General features: G+C 70.4%; 20 protein-coding genes. 15 read left to right on the plus strand and 5 right to left on the minus strand.

Going from position 1 to position 26,694, the window contains the following annotated elements:
- Positions 1–25 precede the first annotated feature (25 nt).
- Together polA and ACW5E8_RS10515 are read left to right on the plus strand one after the other, a co-directional pair.
- Positions 26–2,791: a DNA polymerase I gene (gene polA / locus ACW5E8_RS10510; protein ID WP_456965475.1), complete on the plus strand. Its 2,766-nt coding sequence runs from the start codon at positions 26–28 to the stop codon at positions 2,789–2,791.
- 364 nt (positions 2,792–3,155) lie between these two features.
- Positions 3,156–3,638 (plus strand): DUF421 domain-containing protein, encoded by a 483-nt coding sequence (locus ACW5E8_RS10515; RefSeq protein WP_456965476.1) that lies wholly within the window; start codon positions 3,156–3,158, stop codon positions 3,636–3,638.
- Positions 3,639–3,877: 239 nt separating this feature from the next.
- On the opposite strand, the gene hemF is transcribed toward ACW5E8_RS10515, so the two are convergent.
- Together hemF and ACW5E8_RS10525 are read right to left on the minus strand one after the other, a co-directional pair.
- Entirely contained in the window at positions 3,878–4,819 is a 942-nt protein-coding gene (gene hemF, locus ACW5E8_RS10520) for an oxygen-dependent coproporphyrinogen oxidase (RefSeq protein WP_456965477.1), read from the minus strand.
- Positions 4,820–4,903: 84 nt separating this feature from the next.
- On the minus strand, positions 4,904–7,297 hold the full coding sequence (locus tag ACW5E8_RS10525) for a S9 family peptidase (protein WP_456965478.1): 2,394 nt from the start codon (positions 7,295–7,297) through the stop codon (positions 4,904–4,906).
- Positions 7,298–7,465: 168 nt separating this feature from the next.
- On the opposite strand from ACW5E8_RS10525, the gene ACW5E8_RS10530 reads away from it, so the two are divergent.
- The 4 genes from ACW5E8_RS10530 to ACW5E8_RS10545 all read left to right on the plus strand — a co-directional run bounded on the left by ACW5E8_RS10530 (position 7,466) and on the right by ACW5E8_RS10545 (position 13,535).
- The gene (locus ACW5E8_RS10530; protein WP_456965479.1) at positions 7,466–8,875 is read left to right on the plus strand and encodes a cytochrome ubiquinol oxidase subunit I; all 1,410 of its coding nucleotides are present in this window, start codon (positions 7,466–7,468) and stop codon (positions 8,873–8,875) included.
- Positions 8,875–9,888, plus strand: a complete 1,014-nt coding sequence (gene cydB, locus ACW5E8_RS10535) for a cytochrome d ubiquinol oxidase subunit II (RefSeq protein ID WP_456965480.1) — start codon at positions 8,875–8,877, stop codon at positions 9,886–9,888. Before ACW5E8_RS10530 ends, cydB begins: the two co-directional genes overlap by 1 nt.
- Positions 9,889–9,985: 97 nt before the next feature.
- A complete protein-coding gene (locus ACW5E8_RS10540) occupies positions 9,986–10,258 on the plus strand; it encodes a YcgL domain-containing protein (protein WP_456965481.1) in 273 nt (90 codons plus the stop codon).
- A gap of 229 nt (positions 10,259–10,487) precedes the next feature.
- On the plus strand, positions 10,488–13,535 hold the full coding sequence (locus ACW5E8_RS10545) for an ankyrin repeat domain-containing protein (RefSeq protein ID WP_456965739.1): 3,048 nt from the start codon (positions 10,488–10,490) through the stop codon (positions 13,533–13,535).
- 18 nt (positions 13,536–13,553) lie between these two features.
- On the opposite strand, the gene ACW5E8_RS10550 is transcribed toward ACW5E8_RS10545, so the two are convergent.
- Positions 13,554–15,671, minus strand: a complete 2,118-nt coding sequence (locus ACW5E8_RS10550) for a PQQ-dependent sugar dehydrogenase (RefSeq protein WP_456965482.1) — start codon at positions 15,669–15,671, stop codon at positions 13,554–13,556.
- Between the two features lie 116 nt (positions 15,672–15,787).
- Between ACW5E8_RS10550 and ACW5E8_RS10555 the strand changes: the two genes are divergently transcribed.
- Positions 15,788–16,597: a hypothetical protein gene (locus ACW5E8_RS10555; RefSeq protein WP_456965483.1), complete on the plus strand. Its 810-nt coding sequence runs from the start codon at positions 15,788–15,790 to the stop codon at positions 16,595–16,597.
- A gap of 58 nt (positions 16,598–16,655) precedes the next feature.
- Positions 16,656–17,537 (plus strand): energy transducer TonB, encoded by an 882-nt coding sequence (locus tag ACW5E8_RS10560; RefSeq protein WP_456965484.1) that lies wholly within the window; start codon positions 16,656–16,658, stop codon positions 17,535–17,537.
- An 80-nt stretch (positions 17,538–17,617) separates the two neighbouring features.
- Here the strand turns inward: ACW5E8_RS10560 and rho are convergent, their stop codons facing one another.
- Entirely contained in the window at positions 17,618–19,402 is a 1,785-nt protein-coding gene (rho, locus tag ACW5E8_RS10565; RefSeq protein ID WP_456965485.1) for a transcription termination factor Rho, read from the minus strand.
- A 307-nt stretch (positions 19,403–19,709) separates the two neighbouring features.
- On the minus strand, positions 19,710–20,036 hold the full coding sequence (gene trxA / locus ACW5E8_RS10570) for a thioredoxin (RefSeq protein WP_456965486.1): 327 nt from the start codon (positions 20,034–20,036) through the stop codon (positions 19,710–19,712).
- Between the two features lie 218 nt (positions 20,037–20,254).
- On the opposite strand from trxA, the gene rhlB reads away from it, so the two are divergent.
- From rhlB to ACW5E8_RS10605, 7 genes are all read left to right on the plus strand, one after another.
- On the plus strand, positions 20,255–22,054 hold the full coding sequence (rhlB, locus tag ACW5E8_RS10575) for an ATP-dependent RNA helicase RhlB (RefSeq protein WP_456965487.1): 1,800 nt from the start codon (positions 20,255–20,257) through the stop codon (positions 22,052–22,054).
- Between the two features lie 136 nt (positions 22,055–22,190).
- Positions 22,191–22,883, plus strand: a complete 693-nt coding sequence (ftsE, locus tag ACW5E8_RS10580) for a cell division ATP-binding protein FtsE (protein WP_456965488.1) — start codon at positions 22,191–22,193, stop codon at positions 22,881–22,883.
- Entirely contained in the window at positions 22,876–23,823 is a 948-nt protein-coding gene (ftsX, locus tag ACW5E8_RS10585; protein WP_456965489.1) for a permease-like cell division protein FtsX, read from the plus strand. Before ftsE ends, ftsX begins: the two co-directional genes overlap by 8 nt.
- A 4-nt stretch (positions 23,824–23,827) precedes the next feature.
- Positions 23,828–24,676, plus strand: a complete 849-nt coding sequence (locus tag ACW5E8_RS10590) for a response regulator (RefSeq protein WP_456965490.1) — start codon at positions 23,828–23,830, stop codon at positions 24,674–24,676.
- A complete protein-coding gene (gene ung / locus ACW5E8_RS10595; RefSeq protein WP_456965491.1) occupies positions 24,673–25,383 on the plus strand; it encodes a uracil-DNA glycosylase in 711 nt (236 codons plus the stop codon). Before ACW5E8_RS10590 ends, ung begins: the two co-directional genes overlap by 4 nt.
- The gene (locus ACW5E8_RS10600) at positions 25,380–26,063 is read left to right on the plus strand and encodes a hypothetical protein (protein ID WP_456965492.1); all 684 of its coding nucleotides are present in this window, start codon (positions 25,380–25,382) and stop codon (positions 26,061–26,063) included. The genes ung and ACW5E8_RS10600 overlap by 4 nt, the downstream gene beginning before the upstream one ends.
- 99 nt (positions 26,064–26,162) lie before the next feature.
- Positions 26,163–26,678 carry a hypothetical protein gene (locus ACW5E8_RS10605; protein WP_456965493.1) on the plus strand — a complete coding sequence of 172 codons (516 nt, stop codon included), beginning with the start codon at positions 26,163–26,165 and terminating at the stop codon, positions 26,676–26,678.
- The last annotated feature ends 16 nt before the right edge of the window (positions 26,679–26,694 follow it).

The following is a 26,694-nucleotide window of genomic DNA, read 5'->3' on the forward strand; positions in this document are numbered from 1 at the left end:
GCCGGCGACGACGTAGAATCCCGGCATGACGCACCTGGTACTGATCGACGGATCCTCCTATCTCTATCGCGCCTTCCACGCGCTGCCGCCGCTGACGAACGCGCAGGGCGAGCCCACCGGCGCGCTGTTCGGCGTGGTCAACATGCTGCGCGCCACGCTGAAGGAGCGGCCCGAATACGTCGCCTTCGTGGTCGACGCGCCCGGCAAGACCTTCCGCGACGACCTGTATCCCGCATACAAGGCCAACCGCCCGCCGATGCCCGACGACCTGCGCCTCCAGGTGCAGCCGATGTGCGACGTGGTCGAGGCGCTGGGCATCCCGATCCTGCGCGTGCCGGGCGTGGAGGCCGACGACGTCATCGGCACCCTGGCGCTGGCGGCGGCAGGCCAGGGCATCGACGTCACCATTTCCACCGGCGACAAGGATTTCGCCCAGCTGGTGCGCCCGGGCGTGGCCCTGGTGAACACCATGAGCGGCAGCCGCACCGATTCCGACGACGCGGTGATCGCGAAGTTCGGGGTGCGCCCAAACCAGATCGTCGACCTGCTGGCACTGATGGGCGACAGCGTCGACAACATCCCCGGCGTGGAGAAGTGCGGACCAAAGACCGCGGCGAAATGGCTGGCCGCCTACGACAGCCTGGACGGGGTGATGGCCTCGGCCGGCGAGATCAAGGGCAAGGTCGGCGACAACCTGCGCGCGGCGCTTGAACGCCTGCCGCTGAGCCGGGAGCTTGCGACCATCCGCACCGACGTTGAACTCGAGGTCGGTGCCACCGACCTTGGCCTGCGCGACCCGGACGTCGAGATCCTGCGCGGCCTGTACCAGCGCTACGGCTTCGTGCAGGCGCTGAAGGAACTCGACGGCGGCAACGCCAGCGGCGTGGTCCCCGCGCGCGCCACGATCGCGCGTCCGGGCACGGGCTTCGTTGCCCCGGCACCGACCGCGGCGGACGCCGCGCTGGACCCCGCGCTGGCCGCGCCCGGACGGCACGAAACGATCCTCGACGCCCCGGCGCTCGACGCCTGGATCGCGCGCCTGCGGGCAGCCGGCCTGTTCGCGCTCGACACCGAGACCGATTCCCTGGACCCGCTGCGCGCCAACCTGGTGGGCATCAGTGTCTGCTGCGAGCCCGGGCACGCCGCCTATCTTCCGCTGGCCCACGACTACCCGGGCGCGCCGGCCCAGCTCGATCGCGCGCTGGCGCTGGACATGCTGCGCCCGCTGCTCACGGACGCCTCGGTGCGCAAGGTCGGCCAGAACGGCAAGTACGACCTCCACGTGCTGCGCCGCCACGGCATCGACGTCGCCGGCTACGGCGACGACACGCTGCTGGAAAGCTTCGTGCTCGACGCCGGCCGCGCGCGGCACGACATGGACTCGATGGCCCGGCGCGAGCTCGGCTACCAGACCGTGGCCTATGCGGACGTGGCCGGGAAGGGCGCCAAGCAGATCCCCTTTTCCCAGGTCGCCATCGACGACGCCACGCGTTACGCGGCCGAGGACGCGGACGTCACCCTGCGCCTGCACCGCGTGCTCTCCGAACGGCTGGAGGCCGAGCCGGGCCTGGCCCCGGTCTACCGCGACATCGAGATGCCGCTGGTGCCGGTGCTGGCGCGCGTGGAAGCCAACGGCGTGCTGCTCGACTCGGGCGAACTGCGCCGCCAGGGCGCGGAGCTCGGGCGGCGGATGCTTGAGCTGCAGCAACGCGCCACTGCGCTCGCCGGGCGCAGCTTCAACCTCGATTCCCCCAAGCAGGTCTGCGCGCTGCTGTACGACGAGCTCGGCCTGCCGACCCTGGTGAAGACGCCCAAAGGCCAGCCCTCGGCCAACGAGGAGGCGCTGGAGGCGATCGCCGACCTGCACGAGCTGCCGCGCGTGATCCTGGACTACCGCAGCCTGGCCAAGCTGCGCGGCACCTACACCGACAAGCTGCCGGAGATGGTCAATCCCCACACCGGCCGCCTGCACACCAGCTACCAGCAGGCCGGCGCCGCCACCGGTCGCCTGGCATCGAGCGATCCCAACCTGCAGAACATCCCGATCCGCACGGAGGACGGCCGCCGCATCCGCACCGCCTTCGTTGCGCCCCCGGGGCGGAAGATCGTGGCCTGCGACTACTCGCAGATCGAACTCCGGATCATGGCCCACATCTCGCAGGACGCCGGCCTGGTGGCCGCGTTCGAGGCCGGCGCCGACATCCACCGCGCCACCGCGGCGGAGGTCTTCGGCCGCGCGATCGACGACGTCAGTGGCGACGAGCGCCGCGCCGCCAAGGCGATCAACTTCGGCCTGATGTACGGCATGGGAGCGTTCGGACTGGCGCGCAACCTCGGCATCTCGCGCGGCGAGGCGCAGGACTACATCGCGCTGTATTTCTCGCGCTATCCCGGCGTGCGCGACTTCATGGAGCGCACGCGGGTGCAGGCGCGCGAGCAGGGCTACGTCGAAACCGTCTTCGGCCGCCGCCTCTACCTGGAGTACATCAGCCGCGGCACCCAGGCGCAGCGTGCCGGCGCCGAGCGTGCCGCGATCAATGCGCCGATGCAGGGCACGGCCGCGGACATCATCAAGCGCGCCATGGTGTCGGTGGACGGATGGCTCGCCGACCACGCCGATCGCGCGCAGATGATCCTGCAGGTGCACGACGAACTGGTGTTCGAGTGCGAGGCCGGATTCGTCGATACCCTGCTGGCCGAGGTGGTGGCGCGGATGACCGCGGCGGCCGAACTGAGGGTGCCCCTGCTGGTGGACAGCGGCGTCGGCGACAACTGGGAACAGGCGCACTGAGTATTCAGGAATGTCGACGCCGCAACCGTCCGTCGGATGCTGGTAAACGGCGGCTGAATCCAACAAAAACTTAACGCTGATCTTCACGAACCATCCATGTACGCGATGGTCATATAGCCCGTGACAGATGCAAGGTCTGTCGCAGATCACCTCCCCTCCCCTGGAGTTGATCGACCCCGGAACGACGGCTTCTCCCCGAGCCCCGTTCTCCAGCCCCGCCGGCCCCCCCTGCCAGCGGGGCTTTTTATTGCCCGCCTTTGCTTGATTCGCGTTTATCCGCGTAAATTCGTGGCCAAAACGCTCTTCCCGCGCCCTTCACCATCCGCGAGCCGACACTTCCCCCACGTCGTTGCAGGGAGGTGTCATGTCCGGGATGTTCGAGCTGGCCATGCCGTGGTGGGAGTTCGTGCTCCGCGCGGTGCTTGTTTATTTCATCCTGCTGTTCATGCTGCGGCTGTCGGGCAAGCGCACGGTCGGGCAGTTCACGCCCTTCGACCTGCTGGTGGTGGTGCTGCTGGGCACGGCGGTGCAGAACTCGCTGATCGGCGAGGACTTCTCGCTGCTGGGCGGTCTGATCCTTGCGGCCACCCTGATCGCCTGCAACTGGGCGGTGGGCTTCGTGACAGCGCGCAGCCGCCGGCTCGACAGGTTGGTGGAAGGCTCCCCGGTGATGCTGGCGCGTGACGGCGAGCTTTTCGAGCGCGTGCTGCGTGCGCAGAACATCAGCGCGCGGGATGTCCAGGAGGCCCTGCGCAGCAACGGCCTCGCCGACGTATCGGACGCCGCGCTCGTGACCCTCGAAGTCGACGGCGCCATCACCGTGGTGCCGCGCAAGGATGCGCGCTGAAGCGTCGGGGCAGGTAGAGCAGGGCGTTTTGCCCCGGGTTTGCGCGGATAGACGCGGATAGAGCGATAGAGCGATAAGCAGATAGAGCGGATGGCGCAGGCTGGGTGGCTAACGCTCGCGTGCAGCGCGGCCAGCATTCCCGCTTTTGCTCCACCATTTCGCTTTAGTTTCAGCTTCAGCTTTCGCCTTTGCTTGATCCGCTCTTATCCGCGTAAATCCGTGGCTAAAAAAGCGCTCCCTCAACCCAGCTCCGCCAACCAGTCCCGTGGCCGCAGGTAGTCGGCCAGGCGCGCCTCGGCGCTGCCGGCTTCGGGCTGGAAGCCGTATTCCCAGCGCGCCAGCGGCGGCAGGCTCATCAGGATCGACTCGGTGCGGCCGCCCGACTGCAGGCCGAAATGGGTGCCGCGGTCGACCACCAGGTTGAACTCGACGTAGCGGCCGCGGCGGTAGAGCTGGAAGTCGCGCTCGCGCTCGCCGTACTGCATCGCCTTGCGGCGCTCCACGATTGGCAGCCAGGCATCGAGGAAGCCGTCGCCGACCGCGCGCGTGTAGGCGAAGTCGCGTTCGAAGTCGTCCTGCAGGTCGTCGAAGAACAGGCCGCTGACGCCGCGGGTCTCGCCGCGGTGCTTCATGAAGAAGTAGTCGTCGCACCAGGCCTTGTGCGCGTCGTAGCGCGCCTGGCCGCCGAAAGGCTCGCACAGCGCGCGCGCGGTGCGGTGCCAGTGCAGCACGTCCTCGTCGAAGGGATAGAAGGGCGTGAGGTCGAAGCCGCCGCCGAACCACCAGGCCACGGTCTCGCCGTCGCGCTCGGCGTGGAAGTGGCGGACGTTGGCGTGGGTGGTGGGCAGGTAGGGATTGCGTGGATGGAACACCAGCGAGACGCCCACCGCGCGCCAGGAGGCGCCGGCAAGCTCGGGCCGGTTCGCAGTGGCCGAGGGCGGCAGTCGCGTGCCCGACACGTCGGAGAAGCCGATGCCGGCCTGCTCGAACACCGCACCGTCGCGCAGGATCCGAGTGCGGCCACCGCCCGACAGGGGGCTTCCAGCGCTGCCTTCCGCCGCGGGCGGGCGGGTCCAGGCATCCTCGTGAAAGCGGGCGGCGCCGTCGGCGCCCTCGATGGCCGCGCAGATGCGGTCCTGCAAGTCGGTCAGGTAGTCGCGGACGGCGTTGAAATCGTTCATGCGCCACATTGTAGGACGGCGGGCCAGAGCCACGCCGCCCCTTTGTAGGAGCGGCTATAGCCGCGATTGCGTCACCAGGCTCCCTCAGGGGGCTTTCAGCACCCGCTCGAACAGCTCATGGATCCGCCGGTATTCGTCGTACCAGGAATCCGGATGCACGAAGCCGTGGCGCTCCAGCGGATAGCTGGCCAGCTCCCACTTGTCCTTGCGCAGCTCGATCAGGCGCTGCGCGAGCATCACCGAGTCCTTGTAGAACACGTTGTCGTCGATCATGCCGTGCGCGATCAGCAGGTGGTCCTGCAGGCCTTCGGCGTATTCCATCGGCGAAGACTTCGCGTAGGCCTCGGGATCGATCTCCGGGGTGTTGAGGATGTTGGCGGTGTAGCCGTGGTTGTACTGCGACCAGTCGGTCACCGGCCGCAGCGCGGCGCCGGCCTTGAAAGTGCCGGGCTCGCGGAACAGCGCCATGAAGGTCATGAAGCCGCCGTAGCTGCCGCCGTAGATGCCGACGCGGTCGCGCTTGCCCTGTCGCTGTTCCACCAGCCAGTCGATGCCATCCAGGTAGTCCTCCAGCTCCGGATGTCCCATCTGCCGGTAGATCGCCGTGCGCCAGTCGCGGCCGTAGCCTTCGGATGCGCGGAAATCCAGGTCCAGCACGATGTAGCCCTGCTGCACCAGCATGTTGTGGAACATCTGTTCGCGGAAGTAGTTCGGGTAGCGGTCGCTGACGTTCTGCAGGTAGCCCGCGCCGTGCACGAACAGCACGATCGGGTACTCGCGGCCGGGCTCCATCGTGGCGGGGCCGTAGTACTTGCCCCAGATGGTGCCGGCGCCGTGCTTCGAAGGCACCTGCACGGTCTCGGGCTGGATCCACTCGCGCGCCTTGAACTCCGCGGTGCGGGTGTCGGTCAGCTGGCGCGCACTGCCGCCGGCGGCGTCGACCACGGACAGCTGCGGCGGCACGTAGCTGGTCGAGTGGCGCACCAGCACGCGGCTGCCATCGGGCGAGGCGACGAAGTCCTCAACGCCATGAAGCGCGGTCAGCTCGCGCACCTCGCCGCCGTTGGCGCCGACGTGGCAGACCTCGTAGTCACCGGGACGCGCGCGATTGCACAGGAACCAGAAGCCCTGGCCATCGGCGGCCAGCACCGGCTGCGAAGCCTCCCAGCGGCCCGAGGTGAGCGCGCGCGCGCGGCTGCCCGTCGTGACGTACAGGTGCGACCAGCCCGACTCCTCCGACATGAACCACAGGCTGCGTCCGTCGGGCATCCAGCCGAACTCGTTGAAGCCCCAGTTGATCCAGGCGTCGTCGGTCAGGCGGTGCACCGGCTGCAGCGTGGCCTGCGCCAGGTCCACGGTCGCCAGCCAGCGGTCCTTGTTGTCGACCGAGTGCAGCATCAGCGCGAGTGCGTCGCCGTCGTCGCTCCATCGTGCGCCCGAGGAGACGTCGCCACCCCAGCCTTCGATGCGCACGGCGCGGTTGCCCTTCAGCGCGTCCTTGCCGGCGGCCTTGCGCAGCGCGGCCAGCGGATCCTGCGTGATCCCGGGAAGCGCGTCCGTCTTGAGCTCGCGCACCGAGCCATCGGCCACCGACACCAGCCAGAACGACTGCGGCACCGGATCGTTGCGGCCGACGCGGGTGCGCACGTCCTCGAACTCCTCGTAGCCGGATTCGGTGACGTACTTGGGCATCTTGCCGGTCTGGCCGGCATCGGCGCCCTTGGCCTGGGTGACGGCGAACAGCCAGCGGCCGTCGGGCGACAGCGCGCTGCCCTGCAGCTCCACGTCCTTGCCGAGGAAGGCGGGTGCCGGCGTGCGGCTCGGGTCGGCGCTGCGCCAGGCCTCGGCCTGGGTGCGCAGCTCATCGCGACGGTCGCGCTCGGTACGGAGGGTCTCGATGTAGCGCAGCTGGCGTTCGCGCAGGTCGTCCGCCTTGGGCGGCGTGCCCGGCGCGTCCTCGGCCTTCAGGCTCGCGGCCTGGCCGACGCCGCTGCCCGCGGTCCAGCGGAACCAGTCGTTGCCGCTGCGCCAGGACAGCGAGCCGTCGCGGCCCCATTGCAGCTGCGATTCACCGGCCTCGGTGCGGGTCAGCTGGGTCAGCGCGCCGCTGCGCAGGTCGCGCAGGAAGACATCGCCGCTGCGCAGGAAGGCCATGCGCGCGCGGTTGGCGTCGTAGACCGGGTTGGCTGCATCGATGCCGGCGCGGTCGGCGCCGTCGACCCGGGTCGCATCACCGCCGACGATCGGTTGCGCGAACGTGTCGCGCACGTTGCTGCCGCGGCGCTTGGCCACGTAGTACGCGGTGCCGCCGTCCCAGGCCCACCACATGCCTTCCACCGGGGGGCCGATCCAGTCCGGGTCGGCCATGACCTGGTGCAGGTCGAGGGCCTGCACGGGCTGCGCCGCGGCATCGGACGCCGGCGCGATGGCCAGCAGCAGGGAGAACGACAGGAGCGGGACGACGAAGCATTGGCGCATGGTGCAGGGATCCCCGGGGACGGTTGACGCGCCAGCGTATCAGCCGGGTGCAAGGCCGCTCCCGGGCCGGTGGTCATGCCCGCGTTTCACGCCGCCTGAACAGCGCGCGCGCGCGGCCGGCGCACAATGCGCATTCGCGGCACCCCGGCCCGTGTCGCGGAGAAGGATGTGGACGCACTGCTGTTGTCGCGGATCCAGTTCGGTTTCGTGATCACCTTCCACATCCTGTTTCCCGCCTTCACCATCGGCCTGGCGCACTGGCTGGCCTTCCTGGAATGGCGCTGGCTGCGCACCCGCGACGCCATGTGGCGCGACCTCTATTTCTTCTGGCTCCGGATCTTCGCGATCTCGTTCGGCATGGGCGTGGTGTCGGGGATCGTGATGAGCTTCCAGTTCGGCACCAACTGGGCGGCGCTGTCCGAGCGCGCCGGTGCCATCCTCGGCCCGCTGCTGGCGTACGAGGTGCTGACCGCGTTCTTCCTCGAGGCCAGCTTCCTGGGCGTGATGCTGTTCGGCTGGAACCGGGTGTCGCCGAAGCTGCACTTCTTCTCCACCTGCATGGTCGCGCTGGGCACGCTGTTCTCGACCTTCTGGATCCTCGCCGCCAACAGCTGGATGCAGACGCCGCAGGGCCACGAGATCGTCGACGGCATGTTCCACCCCGTCGACTGGTGGGCAATCATCTTCAATCCGTCCTTCCCGTACCGGCTCGCGCACATGGTGCTGGCCGCGTTCATCACCACCTGCATGGTGATCGGCGGCGTCAGCGCCTGGTACCTGCGCCGCGGCGTGCACGTCGAGGCGGGCCGCAGGTCGCTGAAGCTGGCGGTCGCGTTCGCCGCCATCGCGCTGCCGCTGCAGGTATTGGTGGGCGACCTGCACGGGCTCAACGTCGGCGAGCACCAGCCGGTGAAGCTGGCGGCGATGGAGGGGCACTGGGAACACGCCGAGCCGGGCGCCGGCGTGCCGCTGGTGCTGTTCGCCTGGCCGGACGAGGCGACTGAAAGCAACCGCTACGAGCTGGCGATCCCGCGCCTTGGCAGCCTGATCCTCACCCACAGCTGGGACGGCGAGATCGAGCCGCTGACCGCCGTGCCGGCCACCGAGCGTCCGCCGATCGCGCCGGTGTTCTGGGGCTTCCGGGTCATGGTCGGGCTGGGCATGGCGATGCTGCTGCTCGCGCTGGCCTCGGCCTGGGCCTGGTGGCGCGGCTGGCTGTTCGAATCGAAGTGGCTGCTCAACGGCTGGCGACTGCTCAGTCCCGCGGGCTTCGTGGCCCTGCTCGCGGGCTGGTACGTGGTCGAGATCGGCCGCCAGCCCTGGGTCGTCTACGGCCTGATGCGCACCAGCGAAGCGCTCAGCCCCAACATCTCCGCCGCGGCCGTGATGACGTCGCTGGCCACGTATGCCGTCGCCTATGCCGTGATCTTCGGCGCCGGCATCTGGTATCTCATCGGCCTTGCGCGCAAGGGCCCGCAGCGGCACGAGGACGCGCCCGATACCGAGGGCGGCGACAAGACCCCGGCGCGCCCGCTGTCGGTCGGCGATCGCGACGACATGCAGACGGAGGGCCCGTGATGGACGCTGCGACCTGGCTGCCGGTGGCCTGGTACTTCGTGATCGGCTTCGGCGTGCTGATGTACGTGCTGCTGGATGGCTTCGTGCTCGGGCTGGGCATCCTCGCGCCCTTCGCCGAAGACAGCGGCCAGCTCGACAACATGATGAACACCGCCGCGCCGATCTGGGACGGCAACGAGACCTGGCTGGTGCTCGGCGGTACCGCGCTGCTGGCCGCGTTCCCCAAGGCCTATGCGGTGTTGCTGTCGGCGCTCTACCTGCCGGTGCTGGTGATGCTGATCGCGCTGATCTTCCGCGGCGTGGCCTTCGAGTTCCGCTTCAAGGCGCGGCGCGCGCGGCGGTTCTGGGGCGGCGCGTTCGCGCTCGGTTCGATGGTGGCGGCGTTCGCGCAGGGCCTGATCCTGGGCGCGCTGGTGGAAGGCATGCCGCTGGAGGAGGGCAAGTACCTCGGCGGCGCCTTCGACTGGTTCAGCCCGTTCTCGATGCTGACCGGCGTCGCCGTGGTGTTCGGCTACGCGCTGCTCGGCGCCGGCTGGCTGATCCTCAAGACCGAAGGGCCGCTGCAGAAGGTGGCGCGCACGCTCACCCGGCCGCTGGTGCTGGTGGTGGTGGCTTTCATGGGCCTGGTCAGCGCCTGGTTGCCGTTCCTGGATTCGCAGGTGATGGCGCGCTGGTTCGAAAGCGGCAACTTCTGGTGGCTGGCGCCGGTGCCGCTGCTGGCCCTGGCCAATGCCGTCGCGCTCTGGGTCGCGGCGATGCGCGAGGGCCGCGACGCCAGTCCGTTCCTGCTCACGCTGAGCTTCTTCGTGCTCGGCTTCATCGGCCTGGCGGTGGGCATCTGGCCCAACATCATCCCGCCCTCGCTGAGCATCTGGGATGCAGCCTCGCCGCCGTCCTCGCAGGGTTTCACCCTGGTGGGGCTGGTCATCCTGCTGCCGATCATCCTCGGCTACACGGCGTGGTCGTACTCGGTATTCCGCGGCAAGATCCAGGCCGACGCAGGCTACCAATGAACATTCCCGCCACCCCGCGCCCGTCGGTGCGCGGCGGCGCGGCGCGCTTGCTTTATGCTTCCCTCTGCACGCGTGCGCCCACACGCCGGACCAGCAGATGCAAGCCTTCGTCTACAAGAGCCTTCGAAAGGCCGATACCTACGTCTACCTCGCCGGCCGCGACGACTTCGGCCGCATCCCCGATCCGGTCCGCGGCGAGCTCGGCGAGCTGCGCTTCGTGCTCGAGGTCGCGCTCACACCCGGCCGCCGCCTCGCCCGCGAGGACGCCGACGTGGTCCGCACGAACCTCGTCGCCCGCGGCTTCCACCTGCAGATGCCGCCGCGGGCCGACCTCGACCCGCTGACCGAGGACTGGGGCACCGATGCCTGAGTCCCCGTCCGTGAAGACTCCGCCCATGAAGCGCTGGATGCCCGTCGTCATCGGCGTCGCGCTGTCCTTGCTGGCCGGGCTCCCGGAGGCCGGGGTCGCGGCCCTGGCTGTCTGGGTGGCGCAGCCGGCGTTCGCGCTTGGATTGCGCGCGGTCCGTGGCGCTGCGCTGCCTGCGGGCCCCGGTCTGCGCCGCGAGCTGCTGGCGCTGGCTGCGCTGTGGGCCGCAGCCATGGCCGCCACCGCGCTGCTGGTGGGCTGGCCACTGTCCACGCTGCTGGAAAGCCGCGGTGCCTCGTTGGGATCGGTGCTTGCGCTCAGTGCCACCGCAGGCCTTGGCGTGATCGCGCTGTGGCGGCTGTGGCCGCTGTGGCAGCTGGTCGAGGGTGCCGGCGGCCAGGGCCTGGCAGGCCACTGGCGCGCGCTGGACGATTACGACGGCTCGAGCTGGCGTGGCCTGGGCGCGGCCCTGGCCATTGCCGCCATCCTGGCACTCGCGCTGGCACTGGCCTGGCCCGGCCTGGTCTCCGGCGGCGCGCGCTGGGCGCTGGCGGCACTGGCAGCCGTGGCATGGCCGCTGCTGCACCTGGCGGTGCTGCGCACGCCGCTGTCGCAGGCCATGATCGAAGTGGTCGACATGCCGGAGCCGGCGTTGCCGGCCGCCGTTGAAGAGACCGATGGCGACGCCACCGCGGCGCTGTACGCCGCAGCGCGGGGTGGACGCGTCGAGCGCGCGCTGGCCCTGCTCGAGGACGGCGCCGATCCGCACGCGCTGCCCGATGCCGAAAGCCGCGACCAGCGCGCCCTGGCGGTGCTGGCCGCCGTGCTGCCCGACCTGCGCCTGCTGCGCGCGCTGATCGCCAGCGGCGTCGATCTCAACCACGCCCATGCCGGACTGACGCCGCTGCTGGCCGCGACCCGCGACAGCTGGCACGGCCGCCCCGAAGCCGTGATGACCCTGCTCGCCAACGGCGCCGATCCGCGCGCGGCCGACCGCGATGGCAACACCCCGCTGCACCACGCCGCACGCAGCTCCGATCCGGGCGTCGCCGCGCTGCTGCGCGATGCCGCCGCCGAACTCGATGCCCGCAACGCCGACGGCCTGACTCCGCTGGGCATCGCCTGCGGCTGCGGCAACTGGCGCCTGGCCCGCTTCCTGCTCGAGCGCGGCGCACGCACCGAGCCCGAAGGCGGCTCGCCGCCGCTGCTGGCGGCCGCGGGTGGCGATGACGACGACGTCGCCGGCGTGGCGCTGCTGCTGCGTCACAAGGCGAAGGTCGACGCACGCGACGCGCGTGGACGCAGCGCCCTGCACGAGGCCGCGCTGGCCGGCCATGCCGAGATCATGGCGGCGCTGCTCGACGCCCGCGCCGACGCCGATGCCCGCGATGCCCACGGCCGTGCGCCGCTGCATGAAGCCGCCTTTGGGGGGCATCTCGCCGCGCTTGAACTGCTGGCCGAACGCGTGGACGTCCACGTGCTCGACGCCGAGGGACGCAACGCCATGCACCTGGCCGGGCTCAGCGCATCGGGCAGCGCGCCGCTGGCGGCGCGCCTGATGGAGCTGGGTGTCGATGCCGCGATCGAGGACGCCGTGGGCAAGCGGCCCGTCGACCATGCCGCCTCCGGCGGCCGCTGGGCGATGGTGGCCGCGCTCGATCCCGCGCATCCGCTGCCGGCCAGCGTGCTCGGTGGCGACAGCGACGTGCCGACCGACCGCGCGCCGCTGGACGTGTTGCGCGAACAGCTCGGGGACGGCCGCTTCGAAGGCCTCGAGCCGCTGGCGCAGCTGGTGACCGCGGCCGAACTCGGTGGCCTGCTGCTGCCCGCCGATGCCCCGCCGACGCCCGCACGCATTGAATGGCTGCTGCTCAACGGCGCCGATGCGGACGTGCGCGAGGACGACGGCGACAGCGCGCTGATGCAGCTGCTCGGTCGCGGCACCGCCGCGCTGCCCGCGGCGCAGGCGCTGCTGCGCGGTGGCGCCTCGCCGGCGGGGGCCGGCGGCCTGGCGCGCTTCCTCGAGGCCTGCGTGCGCGAAGACCAGGCCGCGCGTGGCCTCGAGCAGTTCGCGCTGGAACTCATCGAACGCGGCGCCGACGTGTTCGCGTCTTCGCCGGGCGGCGATCCCGCCGCGGCGCTGGCCGTGCGCCTGGGCTGGATGCGCCTGCTCGAGCGCCTGGTCGCCGATGGCGTCGACCTCGATCGCCGCGACGGCCATGGCATGGCCGCCCTGCACCTGGCGGCCGCCCTCGCTCGCGAGCCGGCGCTGAAGCTGCTGGTCAAGGGCGGTGCCTCGCCCGACGTGCGCGCCGCCGATGGCCAGACGCCGCTGGGCGTGGCCCTGTCCGCTGGCCGCCGCGATCTCGCCGACTGGCTCGACTGGAACGGCTGGGCGCTGCCCAAGCGCCCGCTCCAAGCCGGTGACCTCCCGGCCGCGGCCATGGTCGGCGACACCGGCGCGGTGCGCCGCCTCCTCGAACTCGGCTTCCCGGTCGATGCCGCCGACGACAAGGGCTGCACCGCCCTGTTGCGCGCCGCGGGCGGTGGCCATGCCGACACCCTCGAACTCCTGCTCGAGCGCGGCGCGGACGCACAGCGCGCGGCGCACACCGGCGCCACGCCGCTCTCGGCCGCGGTGAGCATGCGCCACGGCGCGATCGTCGAACGCCTGCTCGCCACCGGCGCCGCGCTGGAACAGCGCCTGCCGGGCGATGTCACCGTGCTCATGCTTGCCGCCGCGCTCGGCATGCCCGACATCTGCGCGCGCCTGCTCACCGCGGGTGCGAACGTGCAGGCCGCCGATGCACAGGGCCTCACGCCGCTGCACTGCGCCGCGCTCTACGGCTTCACCGCGCGCGACCGCCCCCGCCTGCTCGCCCTGTTCGACACCCTGCTGCTGGCCGGCGCCGAGCCCGATGCCGTCGCCGCCGGCGGTGTGACCCCGCTGCTGCTGCTGCTGGGCGCGCGCGCCGAACCGGGCACCGCCTGCGACGAGGACGTGGTGCTCTCGGCCGTCGACCGCCTGCTTGATGAAGACACGCGCCTGGACGCCCAGGACCCACGTGGTTTCGGCCCGCTGCACCTGACCGCCCTGCACGGCCTGCTGCGCCTGGCCCGGCACCTGCTGCGCGCCGGCTGCGATCCGGACCTGCGCGACGCCCTCAACCGCACCCCGCGCGAAGTCGCGGTGATGCGCGGCTTCATCGACGTTGCCGCCGAGTTCGCGCCGGCGCCGACCGGGGTGTCGATGGCGCGGTTCCTGCGCGACCGGAGCTGAGGCCGGCGCGCGCCGGCCTCAGCGGCCCCGGGTCGGTCCCGGGGAGCGCAGCCGGCCGCGGTCGCCCTGGTCGTTGTCGTCCGGCGGCGTCATCGCGGGCGAGAAGATCCAGGCCTGGGAGCCCGCGCCGTTGCAGGCCGACATCTGCACCACGCGGCGCATGCTGCTCGAATGGTCCATGCACTGGCCGGCGGCACCGCGCAGTTCGTTGTCGGATGTCGGTACGAAGCGCTGCGACGGCTGGCCGTTGCAGTCGGCCAGGCGCACCGCGGCAGTGCCGCGCACGCCTGCTGCAATGGCGACGTCGGCGCAGCGGTCCGCGCCGGGGTTGAACAGCGAACCGTCGCCGCGCAGCACCCAGCGTTGGCCGGGTTCGCCGGTGCAGGGCCAGGCCAGCAGGCCGGTGCCGGCCGCGGTGCCCGGCGCGTGCAGGCACTGCCCGCTGAGCGTGTTGATCTGCGACTCCCCGGTGTCGCCCGTGCCGACGACGCGATAGATCGCGCCGGTGAGGCTGGACACGTACAGCTCGCCGAACACGTCCTCGCCGAAGGCGACCGGCTGGCTGATCGCGCCGGCCGGGATCGGGGTCTCCACCCGCGGCTGGCCGTTGTCGAAGGTGATCGTGCGGATCGCCGTGTTGCAGTAATCGGTGAAGAAGTAGCGTCCGGCCAGCGACGGCGATGCGCTGCCGCGATACGCGCGTCCGCCGGTGATCGAGCAGTTGCCCGCGGCGTGGGTGGTGGTGATGAGCGGCGCGAAGTAGGCACCGTTGCAGCCCGCGCCGTTGTAGACCTGGTTGCCCTCGTAGCAGCGCCAGCCGAAGTTGAGGCCGGCCGCGGTCCCCGCCGGCACGAAGTTGATTTCCTCGTGGGCGTTCTGGCCGACGTCGGCGATCCACAGGTCGCCGGTGACCGCGTCGAAGGCGATGCGCCAGGGGTTGCGCAGGCCGAGGCCGTGGATCTCGTCGCAGCCCGCGCCGCCGGTGCCGTCCGTGTAGGCGTTGTCCGCGGGGATACCGTAGTGCTGGCCGGACGCCAGGTTGCAGTCGGGCGCGCTGCCGCCGCCGTCGACATCGATGCGCAGCAGCTTGCCGAGCAGCCGGTTGGGGTTCTGGGCGTTGTTCTGCGGATCGCCACCGCTGCCGCCGTCGCCCGAGGCGATGTACAGGTAGCCGTCGGGACCGAACTGGATGTCGCCGCCGTTGTGGTTGGCGTAGGGCTGTTCGAACTCCATCAACACCAGTTCGGAGCCGGGATCGGCCACGTTGGAATTCGGGGCCGCCGTGAAGCGCGAGATGCGCGTGCGGTCCAGGCCGCTGCCGGGCGGATCCCGGGTGTAGTTGACGTAGACGTAGCCGTTGTCGGCGTAGTCGGGGTGGAAGGCCAGTCCAAGCAGGCCCTGTTCGTTGCCGCTGGCGTCCACGCGGTCGCGGATGTCGAGGAAGGGCACGGGCAAGACCACGCCCGCGTCGATCACCCGGATGCGGCCGGGCTGCTCGGCGACGAACAGCCGCGTGTCGCCGGCATGGGTGATGACCACAGGTTGCGTGAGTCCGCTCACGAACGGCTCCAGCGATGCGTCGGCCGGCGGCGGCGGCGGCGGCGGCGGCGGCTCCGGGTCGCCGTTCTGCACGGTGACCGTAAGCTGCCGGGTCCCGATGCCGTCGCCGAGCAGGTTGAGGAGGCCGTTGCTGGAGTTGCCGGCCGCGTACAGGGTCACGGGGCCGTTGTGGCCGGGCGCCTGCCAGCGGAAGTTGAAGCTGACCGCGCCGCCGGCGAAGGCCTTCGGCTGCGTATGCGAGAGTTCGCCGCCCACCACGTGCACGTCCTTGCCGACGGCCTGGAAGCTGCCCACGCCGCCCGAGGCCGACACACCAAGGCCGCCGGTGGCGCCGGGGCCGCCGGTGATGGTCACCGTGTAGTCGGCGATCGTGCCGGCATCGAGGACCTGCGGGCCGCTGATCGTCACCGTCGGGGTCGCGGCGCCGGGCGCGTGGCAGGCGCTGCAGTTGGCGCCGTTGTTGGTGCCGGGATTGCCGGAGAAGCCGTCGCGCCCGTACAGGCTGGCGTCGGCCGAGGCGCTCCAGGCCAGGATGACGGCGGCGGCGATCGACGCACGGAACCAGGTCTTGCCCATGACTACCCCAGCGATTGGCATGAAGGGGCCGAGTATTGCGTATAGGGCTGGCCGGCGTCATTGGGGTGTACCCGTGACGACGATGCAATAAGCTGGCCCCGGATCGGGGACCGGGGATGGGAATGCGCAAGCGGTGGGTGTCTGTATTGGCTCTCTTCCTGCTGTTGCTGCCGCTTGCGGCCGCGGCCCTCACGCCCTCGGGCAAGGTGCACGAAGTGCGCATCAAAGGCCGGATCGAGATCGGCCCCGATGGCCAAGTGGTGGATTACCGGCCCAGCCGGGACCTGCCGGCGGTGATCTCGAACGCGGTGGATGCGAACGTTCGCAGCTGGACGTTTGAACCTGTCGTCATCGATGGTCGTGCGGTCACGGCGGAGACGGGCGTGTTGCTGGTGCTGGATGCCCGCGAGAGAAGTGATGGTGGGCTGGCGCTGCGGATCAAGGACGTGGCCTTCGGCGCGCCCGAGGGCAGTGTCGAGAAGGCGCATCCCCGCTATCCGGTCGACGCGCTGCGCAGCTCCATCGAAGCGCGGGTCATCCTCGTCATGCGCGTGGACGGCGATGGCGATGTGCTGGACGTCGCGGTGGAGCAGACCAGCCTCAGCAGGCACGTGAAGCCGCGCCATGCCCAAACGTACGCGGACATGTTCGAGGCGGCGAGCATCGACGTGGCCTGGCGCTGGCGCTTCGGAACGCGGGAAAGCGTCGACGGCGTTCCGGTCGAGGACACCGTCCGGGTGCCGGTCGAGTACCTGGTCGGCAGCCGCACGCCCAGGTTCACGCCGGGGCCGGTGCGCGTGGCGCCCTGGCGCGCAGAGAGTCCGCCGGCGCTGCCCTCCGAGCTTGCGGCGCTGGCTAGCGACGACATCCGATCGCTGGACTCCGTCTTCAAGTTGCGCAGCGGCGTGTTGGGCACGGAGATCTGAGCGCGGTCGCCCCGCATGTCGCTATGATCAGGCGGGAGTCGACAGGGAGCCGAACATGATGAACAGGATGTTGGCCAGTGTCGTGCTGGCGCTGGCGCTGCTTGCGACAGGTGTCGCGCTGGCGAACGGACCGGCGGCAGTGCGCAAGCAGATGGAGGCGAGCATGCTCGTCACCGGCATGGTGGTGATCGAGCCCGATGGCCGCGTGTCGACCTGGGAAGTGGATCGTCGGGACAAGCTCCCGGAGGCGGTCATTGAGCTGATCGAGAAGTCCGCTCCTTCATGGGTCTTCAACCCGGTCGTCGTCGATGGCGACATCGTGCGGGCACAGGCAAGGATGAGCCTTCGCGTGGTGGCCACGCCCCACGGCGAGGACGGCTTCCAGGTCACCATCCGCAGCGGGCACTTCGGATACGACGCGTTGAGCTCCGAGGAGCGCCGGATGGCCGCGGACACGGACAATGTCCGCTCGGTGCGGATGCAGCCACCCTCGTATCCGGGCAGTGCGCTGGCGGCGGGCTTGATGGGCACGGTGTATCTCGTGCTGCGGATCGACCGCGAAGGCAAGGTATCCGACGTGTTCGCCGAGCAGGTCAACCTGCGGATCGTGGCCGGCGAGCGCCAGATGGAGCAGATGCGCCAGACGCTGATACGCCCGGCGCTCGCCGCGGCACGCAAGTGGAGCTTCGATATCCCCACCACCGGCGACGACGCGGGCCGCGACTACTGGTCCCTGCGCGTGCCGGTGGAATACCAGATCAAGGGCGCGAAGGTGGCCACCTATGGCGAGTGGCAGGCCTACATTCCCGGCCCGAGGCAGAAGGCGCCGTGGAGCAGGGGCGAGCTTGGGCCCGACCAGAGCCCCGACGCCCTGGTTGCCGGCCGCATCTACCAGGAAGGCAAGGGACTGAAGCTGCTGACGCCGCTGGGCGAAGGCTGAGCATTCACCGCGCCTGCAACTGGCGCGCCCAAGAAAAAAGCCCCGCGAGTGCGGGGCTTTTTCGTCCGTTGACCCGGAGGTCAGCGCCTCATCGAAGAGAAGAACTCGTCGTTGGACTTGGTGGTCTTCATCTTGTCGAGCAGGAACTCCATCGCCGCGATCTCGTCCATCGGATGCAGCAGCTTGCGTAGGATCCAGATCTTCTGCAGCAGCTCCGGCTCGATGAGGTAGTCCTCGCGGCGGGTGCCCGACTGGTTGACGTTGATCGCCGGGTAGACGCGCTTCTCGGTGATGCGGCGGTCCAGGTGCACTTCCGAGTTGCCGGTGCCCTTGAACTCCTCGTAGATCACCTTGTCCATCGCGCTGCCGGTGTCGACCAGTGCGGTGGCGATGATGGTCAGCGAGCCGCCTTCCTCGACGTTGCGCGCGGCGCCGAAGAAACGCTTCGGGCGGTGCATGGCGTTGGCGTCGACGCCACCGGTCAGCACCTTGCCGGAGCTCGGCACCACGTTGTTGTAGGCACGCGCCAGGCGGGTGATCGAGTCGAGCAGGATCACCACGTCCTTCTTGTGCTCGACCAGGCGCTTGGCGCGCTCGATCACCATCTCGGCGACCTGCACGTGGCGCGCGGCCGGCTCGTCGAAGGTCGAGCTGATCACTTCGCCGCGCACGCTGCGCTGCATCTCGGTCACTTCCTCGGGCCGCTCGTCGATGAGCAGCACGATCATGTGCACGTCGGGATGGTTGTAGGTGATGGCGCTGGCGATCTGCTGCATCATCATCGTCTTGCCGGCCTTGGGCGGCGACACGATCAGGGCGCGCTGGCCCTTGCCCTGCGGGGCCATCAGATCGAGGATGCGGCCGGCGATGTCCTCGCTGCTGCCATCGCCGCGCTCGAGCTTGAACTTCTTGCGCGGGAACAGCGGCGTCAGGTTCTCGAACAGGACCTTGCCCTTGCTCGCTTCCAGCGGCTCGCCGTTGATGGTGTCGACGACGTTGAGCGCGAAGTAACGCTCGCCGTCCTTCGGCCAGCGGATGCGGCCCGACAGGTGGTCGCCGGTGCGCAGGTTGAAACGGCGGATCTGGCTGGGCGAGATGTAGGTGTCGTCCGGGCCGGCCAGGTAGCTGGCCTCGGCGGCACGCAGGAAGCCGAAGCCGTCGGGCAGGATCTCGAGCACGCCGTCGGCGACGACGCCTTCGCCGTGGCGGGTCAGCACCTTCAGCAGGGCGAAGATCACGTCCTGCTTGCGCGCGCGGGCCACGCCCTCGTGGATGTTCAGCTGCTCGGCGATGTCCATGAGCTTCTGCGCGGGCATGCGCTTCAGGTCGGACAGCGAGTACTGCGGGAAGCCTTCCGGGATGTTCGGAGGCGGCAGGCGGTTGGCCTGGTCGTTGTTGTCGGTCGGCAGGCCGTCGTCGCGTGGGCGGTCGCCACGGGGGCGCTGCTCGCGGTCGCGGCGGTTGCGGAAGCGCTCGCGGCGGTTGCCCTGACCTTGCTGCTGGTCCTGCGAATGCTGGCCGCCCTGGCGCTGGCCGCCCTTGTGCCCGTCATTGCCGTCGTCACCGCTGGACTGCCCGGCGGAGTCAGACTGCTGGCCCTGCTGCGGCTGTTGCGGCGACTGCGACTGTTGCTGTTGGGGCTGCTGGGGTTGCTTTGGCTGCGCCGGGGCCGCGGCGTCGCCGGGTGCCGGTGCTGCGGGCTTCGCCGGGGCATCGACCTTGAGCTCGGCCTGGACCGGAGCCGTGGCAGGCGCGTCGGCCTTACCCGTGGTGGGGGCCTCGCCCTGGGCGGCGGCCTTGGTGGCGCGCGGCTTGCGCACGCGCTTCACGGCGGTGTCGCCGGGATCGGAAGGATTGTCTGACAAGTGCGGAACCTCGCTTGCTGCGAGCGCCCTGGAAGGGCGGCCTGGGAATGGACTGGTGGGGTTGTTGCAGAAGGTGCGGCGTCACTGGAGCGCGCCGGGGCACGGTTGAAGCTAGCACTCCCGACAGCCTACGGCAAGCCGGTGCACGCACTGTGTAGGAGCATCTACGGCTGGGACCGGGCCTGGAGCGCGGCATGGCGGAGCGCAGGCTGCACGGGTTGCAGCTGCACGGGTCGCAGCTGCAGCTGCTCCTGCACGCGGGATGCGGCGCGCAGGACTCGCCCGGAGGCGCTCGCCAGTCGGGCCGTCAGAGGGCCTTGTCGATCATCTGGGCCAGGGCCGGCTTGCCGACGGCGCCGATCTGGGTGGCCTGGACCTGGCCGCCCTTGAACAGCAGCAGCATCGGGATCGAGCGCACGTGGTACTTCATGGCGGTGGCGCGGTTCTGGTCGATGTCGATCTTCACGATCTTGGCGCGGCCGGCATATTCGCCTGCGAGCTCGTCCAGGGCGGGGGCGATCATCTTGCACGGGCCGCACCAGGGCGCCCAGAAGTCGACCAGCACCGGCTCCTCGGAGGCGAGGACGGTGGCGTCGAAATCGGCGTCGCTGGCGTGGATGACGTCTTGGCTCACGGGGATCTCCTGCGTGGGGGGCGTCCGGGCCGGCCCGAAGGACGGGCGGTTGGCGGCCGCGGTAGCTGCTAAACTTGGGCGATTCGCGGCCGATTCAAGGGGCTGTCCCGTCGGAGGGGGCGAGCTTCGAGCGGGCAAGCCGCCGCGCCATCACCACGGCAGTCTGCTTGGCTGCCGCCTTCCACGCAAGCGCGCCACGCCGCGCAGACTTCCGACGAATGACCGACAAACCACTTACCGACGTCACCTTTTCTTCCTTCGATCTCCATCCGCGGCTGCAGGCCGGCCTCGAGACCGCAGGCTTCACGCGCCTCACGCCGATCCAGGCGCTGACCCTCCCGGTCGCGTTGCCCGGGGGCGATGTCGCCGGCCAGGCACAGACCGGCACGGGCAAGACGCTGGCCTTCCTGGTGGCGGTGATGAACCGCCTCCTGACGCGTCCGGCGCTGGCCGACCGCAAGCCCGAGGACCCGCGCGCGCTGATCCTGGCGCCCACCCGCGAACTCGCGATCCAGATCCACAAGGATGCGGTGAAGTTCGGCCCGGAGCTGGGCCTGCGCTTCGCGCTGGTCTACGGCGGCGTCGACTACGACAAGCAGCGCCAGCTGCTGCAGGAGGGCGTGGACGTCATCATCGCCACCCCCGGCCGCCTGATCGACTACGTCAAGCAGCACAAGGTGGTCAGCCTGCACGCCTGCGAGATCTGCGTGCTGGACGAGGCCGACCGCATGTTCGACCTCGGCTTCATCAAGGACATCCGCTTCCTGCTGCGCCGCATGCCGGTGCGCACCGAGCGCCAGACGCTGCTGTTCTCGGCCACCTTGAGCCACCGCGTGCTGGAGCTCGCCTACGAGCACATGAACGAGCCGCAGAAAATGGTGGTCGAGACCGAGACCATCACCGCCGCGCTCGTGCGCCAGAAGCTTTATTACCCCTCCGACGAAGAGAAGCTGCCGCTGCTGCTGGGCCTGCTCTCGCGCGGCGAGGGTGCCCGCACGATGGTGTTCGTGAACACCAAGGTGTTCGTGGAGCGCGTGGCCCGTGCTCTGGAGCGCGCCGGCTACCGCGTGGGCGTGCTTTCGGGCGACGTGCCGCAGAAGAAGCGCGAGTCGCTGCTGAAGAAGTTCCAGGCCGGCCAGCTCGAGATCCTGGTCGCCACCGACGTCGCCGCCCGCGGCCTGCACATCGATGGCGTGAAGTACGTCTACAACTACGACCTGCCCTTCGATGCCGAGGACTACGTGCACCGCATCGGCCGCACCGCGCGGCTTGGTGAAGAGGGCGACGCGATCAGCTTCGCCTGCGAGCGCTACGCGATCGGCCTGCCGGACATCGAGGCCTTCATCGAGCAGAAGATCCCGTCCGAGCCGGTGTCCGCCGAGCTCCTGACCGCGCTGCCGCGCAAGCCGCGCGAAGGCGTCGAGCTCGAGCCCGAAGCGGGCGAGAGCGTCAGCGAGATCTTCCGCGAGGCGCGCGAGCAGCGCGCCGCCGACGATGCCCGTCGTGGCGGTGGCCGTCGCGAAGGCGGCGGTCGTTCGCCTGGACCGCGCAGCGAGGGCGAGGCACGCCGTGAACGGGCCCCGCGCAAGCCGCGTGCGCCCCGCGCGGACGAAGACGCCGCCGTTGCGCCCGTTGCAGCAGTGAACAGCGACGCTGCGCCGATCGCGGCCACGCCGGCCGCCGCCGGCACGGACGATGCCATCGCGGGCGCCGAAGGCGAGCGTGGGCCGCGCAAGCGTCGCCGCCGTCGCGGTGGCCGCCGTATCGGTGAAGACCGGCAGGCGCAGGGGGCCGAGCAGGGCAACGGCGCCGACACGCCCGCCTCGCCACGCGCGCCGCGCGCGAAGCAGCAGGACAAGGCGCAGGCCGCCGCCAAGCCGCAGGGCGCACAGCCGCGGTCGCAGCAGGTTGCCGGCCAGCCCGCTGCATCGGCTTCGGAACAGGCGCCATCGCTGCTTGGCCGCATCGGCCAGGGGCTGCGCAAGCTGGTCACGCGCGCACCGCGTTCGCAGCACTGATCACATGCGGCTGCTGCCGACTTCCCCGTGGCAGCCGCTCTTGTGGGAGCCGCTATAGCGGCGATCGCGGCCATGGCCGCTCCCACAAATCCGGCGGGCAGGCGATACTCACGTTCTCCACGACATGAGTCCCGCCATGCCGCCCGTCCTGCGCTTCGACAACGTCTGCAAGCAATACCCGGGCGGGCACGTCGCGCTTGAGGACGTCAGCTTCAACGTCGAGGCCGGCGAAATGCTGTTCGTCACCGGCCATTCCGGCGCCGGCAAAAGCACCCTGCTCAGGCTGATCCACCTGTCCGAACGGCCCAGCCGCGGCGCGGTGCTGTTTGGCGAACGCAACCTGCTCAAGGTCCGTGGCGGCCGGGTGGCGCTGCACCGGCGCGAGGTCGGCGTCGTGTTCCAGGACCACCGCCTGCTGGCCGACCGCAGCGTGCACGACAACGTCGCCCTGCCGCTGGTGCTGCGCGGCATGCGCCGCGGCGACGCCGGGCGCCGGGTGCGGCCCGTGCTCGAGCGCCTGGGCCTGGGCGCGCGCGGCAACGCACTGCCGGGCGAGCTCTCCGCGGGCGAGCAGCAGCGCGTCGGCATCGCGCGGGCCGTGGTGGCCGAGCCGCGGCTGCTGGTGGCCGACGAACCCACCGGCAACCTCGACCCCACCCTTGCCGCCGAGATCATGGCGCTGTTCGCATCGCTGCCCGAGCAGGGCACCAGCGTGTTGGTTGCCAGCCACGACCTGGGCCTGGTCAAGCGCATGAAGAAGCGCGTGCTGGTGCTCGACCACGGCCGCCTGGCCGACGACATCGCGCCCGAGGACCTGGCCGATGAATGAGCCCATCGCACGCAGCCGCGTGCCTGCCCGGTCCCGGCCCGGCGCCTGGCTGGACCACCACGCCTACAGCATCGTGGCGAGCCTCGGCCGGCTGCTGCGCAAGCCGGGATCCACCGCCCTGACCATCGGCGTGATGGCGGTGGCGCTGGCGCTGCCGCTGGGGCTGTGGCTGGTGCTGGCCAATGTCGAACGCTTCGCCGGCGACGTGCAGTCCTCGCGCCAGCTGAGCATCTTCCTCAAGCAGGACACGGTAGCGTCGCGCGTGGCGGAACTCGCTGCCTCGCTCGACGGGCGCGCCGACATCGGCCGGGTCGAGCACCGCACGCCCGAGCAGGGCCTGGAAGAACTGCGCGCGCGCAGCGGCCTGGACGAGGCCATCGACGCGCTGGGCGAGAACCCGCTGCCGCACGTGCTGGTGGTGACGCCGGCGGGCGACGAGGCGCTGCTGGTCGAGTCCTTGCGCACCCTGCCCGAGGCGGAGCTGGTGCAGCATGACGCCGCCTGGCGCGAGCGCCTGGACAACTGGCTGCGCTTCGGAGGCCGCGTCGCCTGGGTGCTCGCGGCGCTGCTCGGCCTGGGCGCGCTGCTCGTGGTCGGCAACACGGTCCGCCTGGACATCCAGTCGCGGCGCGACGAGCTGGGCGTGCTGCAGCTGCTGGGCGCCAGCGACGGTTTCATCCGCCGTCCCTTCCTCTATCTCGGGGCCTGGTACGGGCTCGGCGCCGGTGCGCTGGCACTGGGACTGCTCACCGTTGCCGGCGCGGCCCTGGGCACGCCGCTGGCGGAACTCGCCACCAGCTATGGCAGCAGTTTCGCACTCACGGGTTTCGCGCCGCGCGAGGTGCTGGCGGTCATCGCATGCGCCACCGTGCTCGGCTGGCTCGGTGCCGGCGCGGTCACCGGCCACTTCCTGCGCCAGACCCGGCCCACGGACACCTGAGCGCATGGCGGAACCCAACGACATCCGGCACCTGGATGGCACCGCGCCGAGGATCATGGTCGTCGACGGTTCGCGCCTGGTGCGCAAGCTGATCGGTGACGTGTTGAAGAGTGAGCTGCCCGGTGCCGAGGTGGTGGCCTGTGCCGGCCTGGCAGAGGCGCATGCCGCGCTCGCGGCCGCGCCCATCGATCTCGCCACCACCTCGCTCGTGCTTCCCGACGGTGACGGCCAGCAGCTGGCCGAAGCCGTGCGCGCCGCGGCCAGCCAGCGCTACGTGCCCGTGGTGGTGGTGTCCGGGAACGCACAGGAGCACCTGGAAGGGCGCCACTTCAGCGACGACATCACCGACTATTTCGACAAGTCGCATGGCCACCATGCACTGGCGGAATTCATCCGCGGCTATGTGCAGCCCGCGCCGATCCCCGGCGTGCGCGTGCTGTACGTCGAGGACAGCCGCACCGTGGCGCTGGCGACCTCGCGCATGCTCAAGGCGCAGCAGATGCACGTCGAGCACGTGGTCAGCGTGGAGGCCGCGCTCGAGTTCCTGCATGCGCGCCGCGAGGCGGGCGACATCCCGGGCGTCGATCTCGTGCTCACCGATGTCTACCTCAAGGGCGAGCTTGACGGCGGCGACCTGCTGCGCGCCATCCGCGGGGAGTTCGGGTACTCCAAGCGCCGCCTGCCGGTGCTGGTGATGACCGGTGACGCCAACCCGGCCAACCAGGCCGCACTGCTGCGCGAGGGGGCCAACGACCTCGTGCTCAAGCCCATCGAAGAGCGCCTGCTGGTCACCAAGACCCTGTTCCAGCTGCGCCTGGCCCGTGCGCCCGAGTCCAGGGTGTTCGGTACATGAGTGCAGCGGGCGAGCTCCGCATGGAGCCGGCATGGAAGGCACGCGTGGGCGACTGGTTCGAGCGCGACGACATGCGTGCGCTGTCGGCCTTCCTGCGCGGGCGCCGTGCTTCTGGCGCGCGCATCTTCCCGCCGGGGCCTGACATCTTCGCCGCGTTCGATGCCACGCCTTTCGACGACGTCCGCGTGGTCGTGCTTGGCCAGGATCCCTACCACGGCGCCGGCCAGGCGCATGGCCTGGCGTTCTCGGTGCGGCCGGGCGTGCGCGTGCCGCCGTCACTGGACAACATCTTCAAGGAGATCCAGCGCGACCTCGGGACCGCCCGCCCCGACCACGGCTGCCTGCTGCCCTGGGCGCAGCGTGGCGTGCTGTTGCTCAACGCCGTGCTCACCGTCGAAGAGGGGCGCCCGGGTTCACACCAGCGCCAGGGCTGGGAGGGTTTCACCGACCACGTGGTCGATGTGCTGGGCCGCGAGCGCGAAGGCCTGGTGTTCATGCTCTGGGGCGCCTATGCGCAGGCCAAGGGCAAGGTGATCGATGCGCGTCGCCACCGCGTGCTGCGCAGCACGCACCCGTCGCCGCTGTCGGCGCACCGGGGATTCCTCGGATGCGGGCATTTCTCCGCGGCCAACCAGTACCTGGTGCGCAACGGCAGCGCGCCCGTCGACTGGACCCTGCCGCCGCGGTCCGCGATGGAGGCCGCATGACGGCGCCGCCGGTGGTGGTGTCGCTGCATTTGCCAAAGACCGCGGGGACGAGCTTCGCAGAGACCCTGCGCGCCGCGAACGGCGAGGGCTACCGGCCCGATTACGCGGACCTTCCCATGCAGTACGACGCCTGGCGGCGGCGGCGTGACGCGGTGCGCGGAGGACTGGCGCTGCGCGGCCGGCTGGGGGCGGACGTGACCTGCATCCACGGGCACTTCCTGGCGCTGAAATACCGCATCGCGCTGGGGCGGCGGCCGGCGCGCTACATCACCTGGCTGCGCGACCCGGTGCAGCGGCTGGCCTCGCATTACGCGTACTGGCGCCGTGACTATGACGGCGGCGACCCGGCGCAGCCGCTGCGCAACCGGATGCTGCGCGAGGAGTGGTCGTTCGAGCGTTTCGCGCTCGGCCCGGAGATGTGCAACGCCTACCGCCAATACCTGTGGGGCTTCGACCCCGCGCGCTTCGACTTCATCGGCATCACCGAGCGCTACGAGGCCGACCTGGAACGGCTGGTCCGCATGCTGGGCTGCGACGCCGTGGTGGCCGCCGCGCTGGTGAACCCGGACTGCGGGGAGGCCGGGTACGGGATCGAACCGGGCCTGTTGCAGCGCATCGAACGCCATCACGCCGCCGACCTGGCCCTGTACCGGTGGGCTGCGGGCGCGCGCGTCCGCTGAATTTTTTCGCGGGGGTGGCGGGAACCGGAAGTTTTCTTCGATCTGTGAGGTGAGGGCGGCCTGACGGCGCGTCCGCAACCCTGCGAGGAGAACAGCTGTATGAGCAATGCCACGATGCCGCCCGTGCTGGCGGCCGCCTGCGTCCTTGGCCTGGTGGCCGGGCTGCAGGCCACGGACGCCGACGCGGCCAACCAGCGCGCCCGCTACACCCGCCCGGCCGGCGTCTGCGAGGCGCCGCTGCCCGTCTACGACGCCTACCTGCGCAAGTCGCCACTGATGGTGGCCAACGTCGGGAACCAGAACGTCTTCGTCAACTGCGCCATGCCCAGCGACCCGGTGGGCGATGTCGGCAGCGCATGGATCGAGATCCACGTGGCTTCGTCCGCCCCGGCGAACGCTTCGGTCACGTGCACCCTCGTCACGGGGACCGCCGACGCGCCCGTGCAAGACATTCGCAGCCGCTCGGTGGGGCCCAATTCCAACACCTGGTTCACCTGGTCATCCCTTGACAAGGGGAGTCCGGACGGTCTGTTCGCCTTCATGTGTTCGCTGCCGCCCGGCGTCCAGATCACCCACATCCTTGCCACTGAAGCGGACAGCGCCGGTGGCATCTGACGTGTCCCTGCCTGCC

This window comes from Luteimonas sp. A649 (genome assembly GCF_054072735.1).

Bases quoted from the DNA above. Each gene is read 5' to 3' on its own strand.
- polA (WP_456965475.1), top strand. From the start codon at position 26: ATGACGCACCTGGTACTGATCGACGGATCCTCCTATCTCTATCGCGCC.
- ACW5E8_RS10515 (WP_456965476.1), top strand. From the start codon at position 3,156: ATGTCCGGGATGTTCGAGCTGGCCATGCCGTGGTGGGAGTTCGTGCTC.
- hemF (WP_456965477.1), bottom strand. From the start codon at position 4,819: ATGAACGATTTCAACGCCGTCCGCGACTACCTGACCGACTTGCAGGAC.
- ACW5E8_RS10525 (WP_456965478.1), bottom strand. From the start codon at position 7,297: ATGCGCCAATGCTTCGTCGTCCCGCTCCTGTCGTTCTCCCTGCTGCTG.
- cydB (WP_456965480.1), top strand. From the start codon at position 8,875: ATGGACGCTGCGACCTGGCTGCCGGTGGCCTGGTACTTCGTGATCGGC.
- ACW5E8_RS10540 (WP_456965481.1), top strand. From the start codon at position 9,986: ATGCAAGCCTTCGTCTACAAGAGCCTTCGAAAGGCCGATACCTACGTC.
- ACW5E8_RS10545 (WP_456965739.1), top strand. From the start codon at position 10,488: ATGGCCGCCACCGCGCTGCTGGTGGGCTGGCCACTGTCCACGCTGCTG.
- ACW5E8_RS10550 (WP_456965482.1), bottom strand. From the start codon at position 15,671: ATGGGCAAGACCTGGTTCCGTGCGTCGATCGCCGCCGCCGTCATCCTG.
- ACW5E8_RS10555 (WP_456965483.1), top strand. From the start codon at position 15,788: ATGGGAATGCGCAAGCGGTGGGTGTCTGTATTGGCTCTCTTCCTGCTG.
- ACW5E8_RS10560 (WP_456965484.1), top strand. From the start codon at position 16,656: ATGAACAGGATGTTGGCCAGTGTCGTGCTGGCGCTGGCGCTGCTTGCG.
- rhlB (WP_456965487.1), top strand. From the start codon at position 20,255: ATGACCGACAAACCACTTACCGACGTCACCTTTTCTTCCTTCGATCTC.
- ftsE (WP_456965488.1), top strand. From the start codon at position 22,191: ATGCCGCCCGTCCTGCGCTTCGACAACGTCTGCAAGCAATACCCGGGC.
- ftsX (WP_456965489.1), top strand. From the start codon at position 22,876: ATGAATGAGCCCATCGCACGCAGCCGCGTGCCTGCCCGGTCCCGGCCC.
- ACW5E8_RS10590 (WP_456965490.1), top strand. From the start codon at position 23,828: ATGGCGGAACCCAACGACATCCGGCACCTGGATGGCACCGCGCCGAGG.
- ung (WP_456965491.1), top strand. From the start codon at position 24,673: ATGAGTGCAGCGGGCGAGCTCCGCATGGAGCCGGCATGGAAGGCACGC.
- ACW5E8_RS10600 (WP_456965492.1), top strand. From the start codon at position 25,380: ATGACGGCGCCGCCGGTGGTGGTGTCGCTGCATTTGCCAAAGACCGCG.
- ACW5E8_RS10605 (WP_456965493.1), top strand. From the start codon at position 26,163: ATGAGCAATGCCACGATGCCGCCCGTGCTGGCGGCCGCCTGCGTCCTT.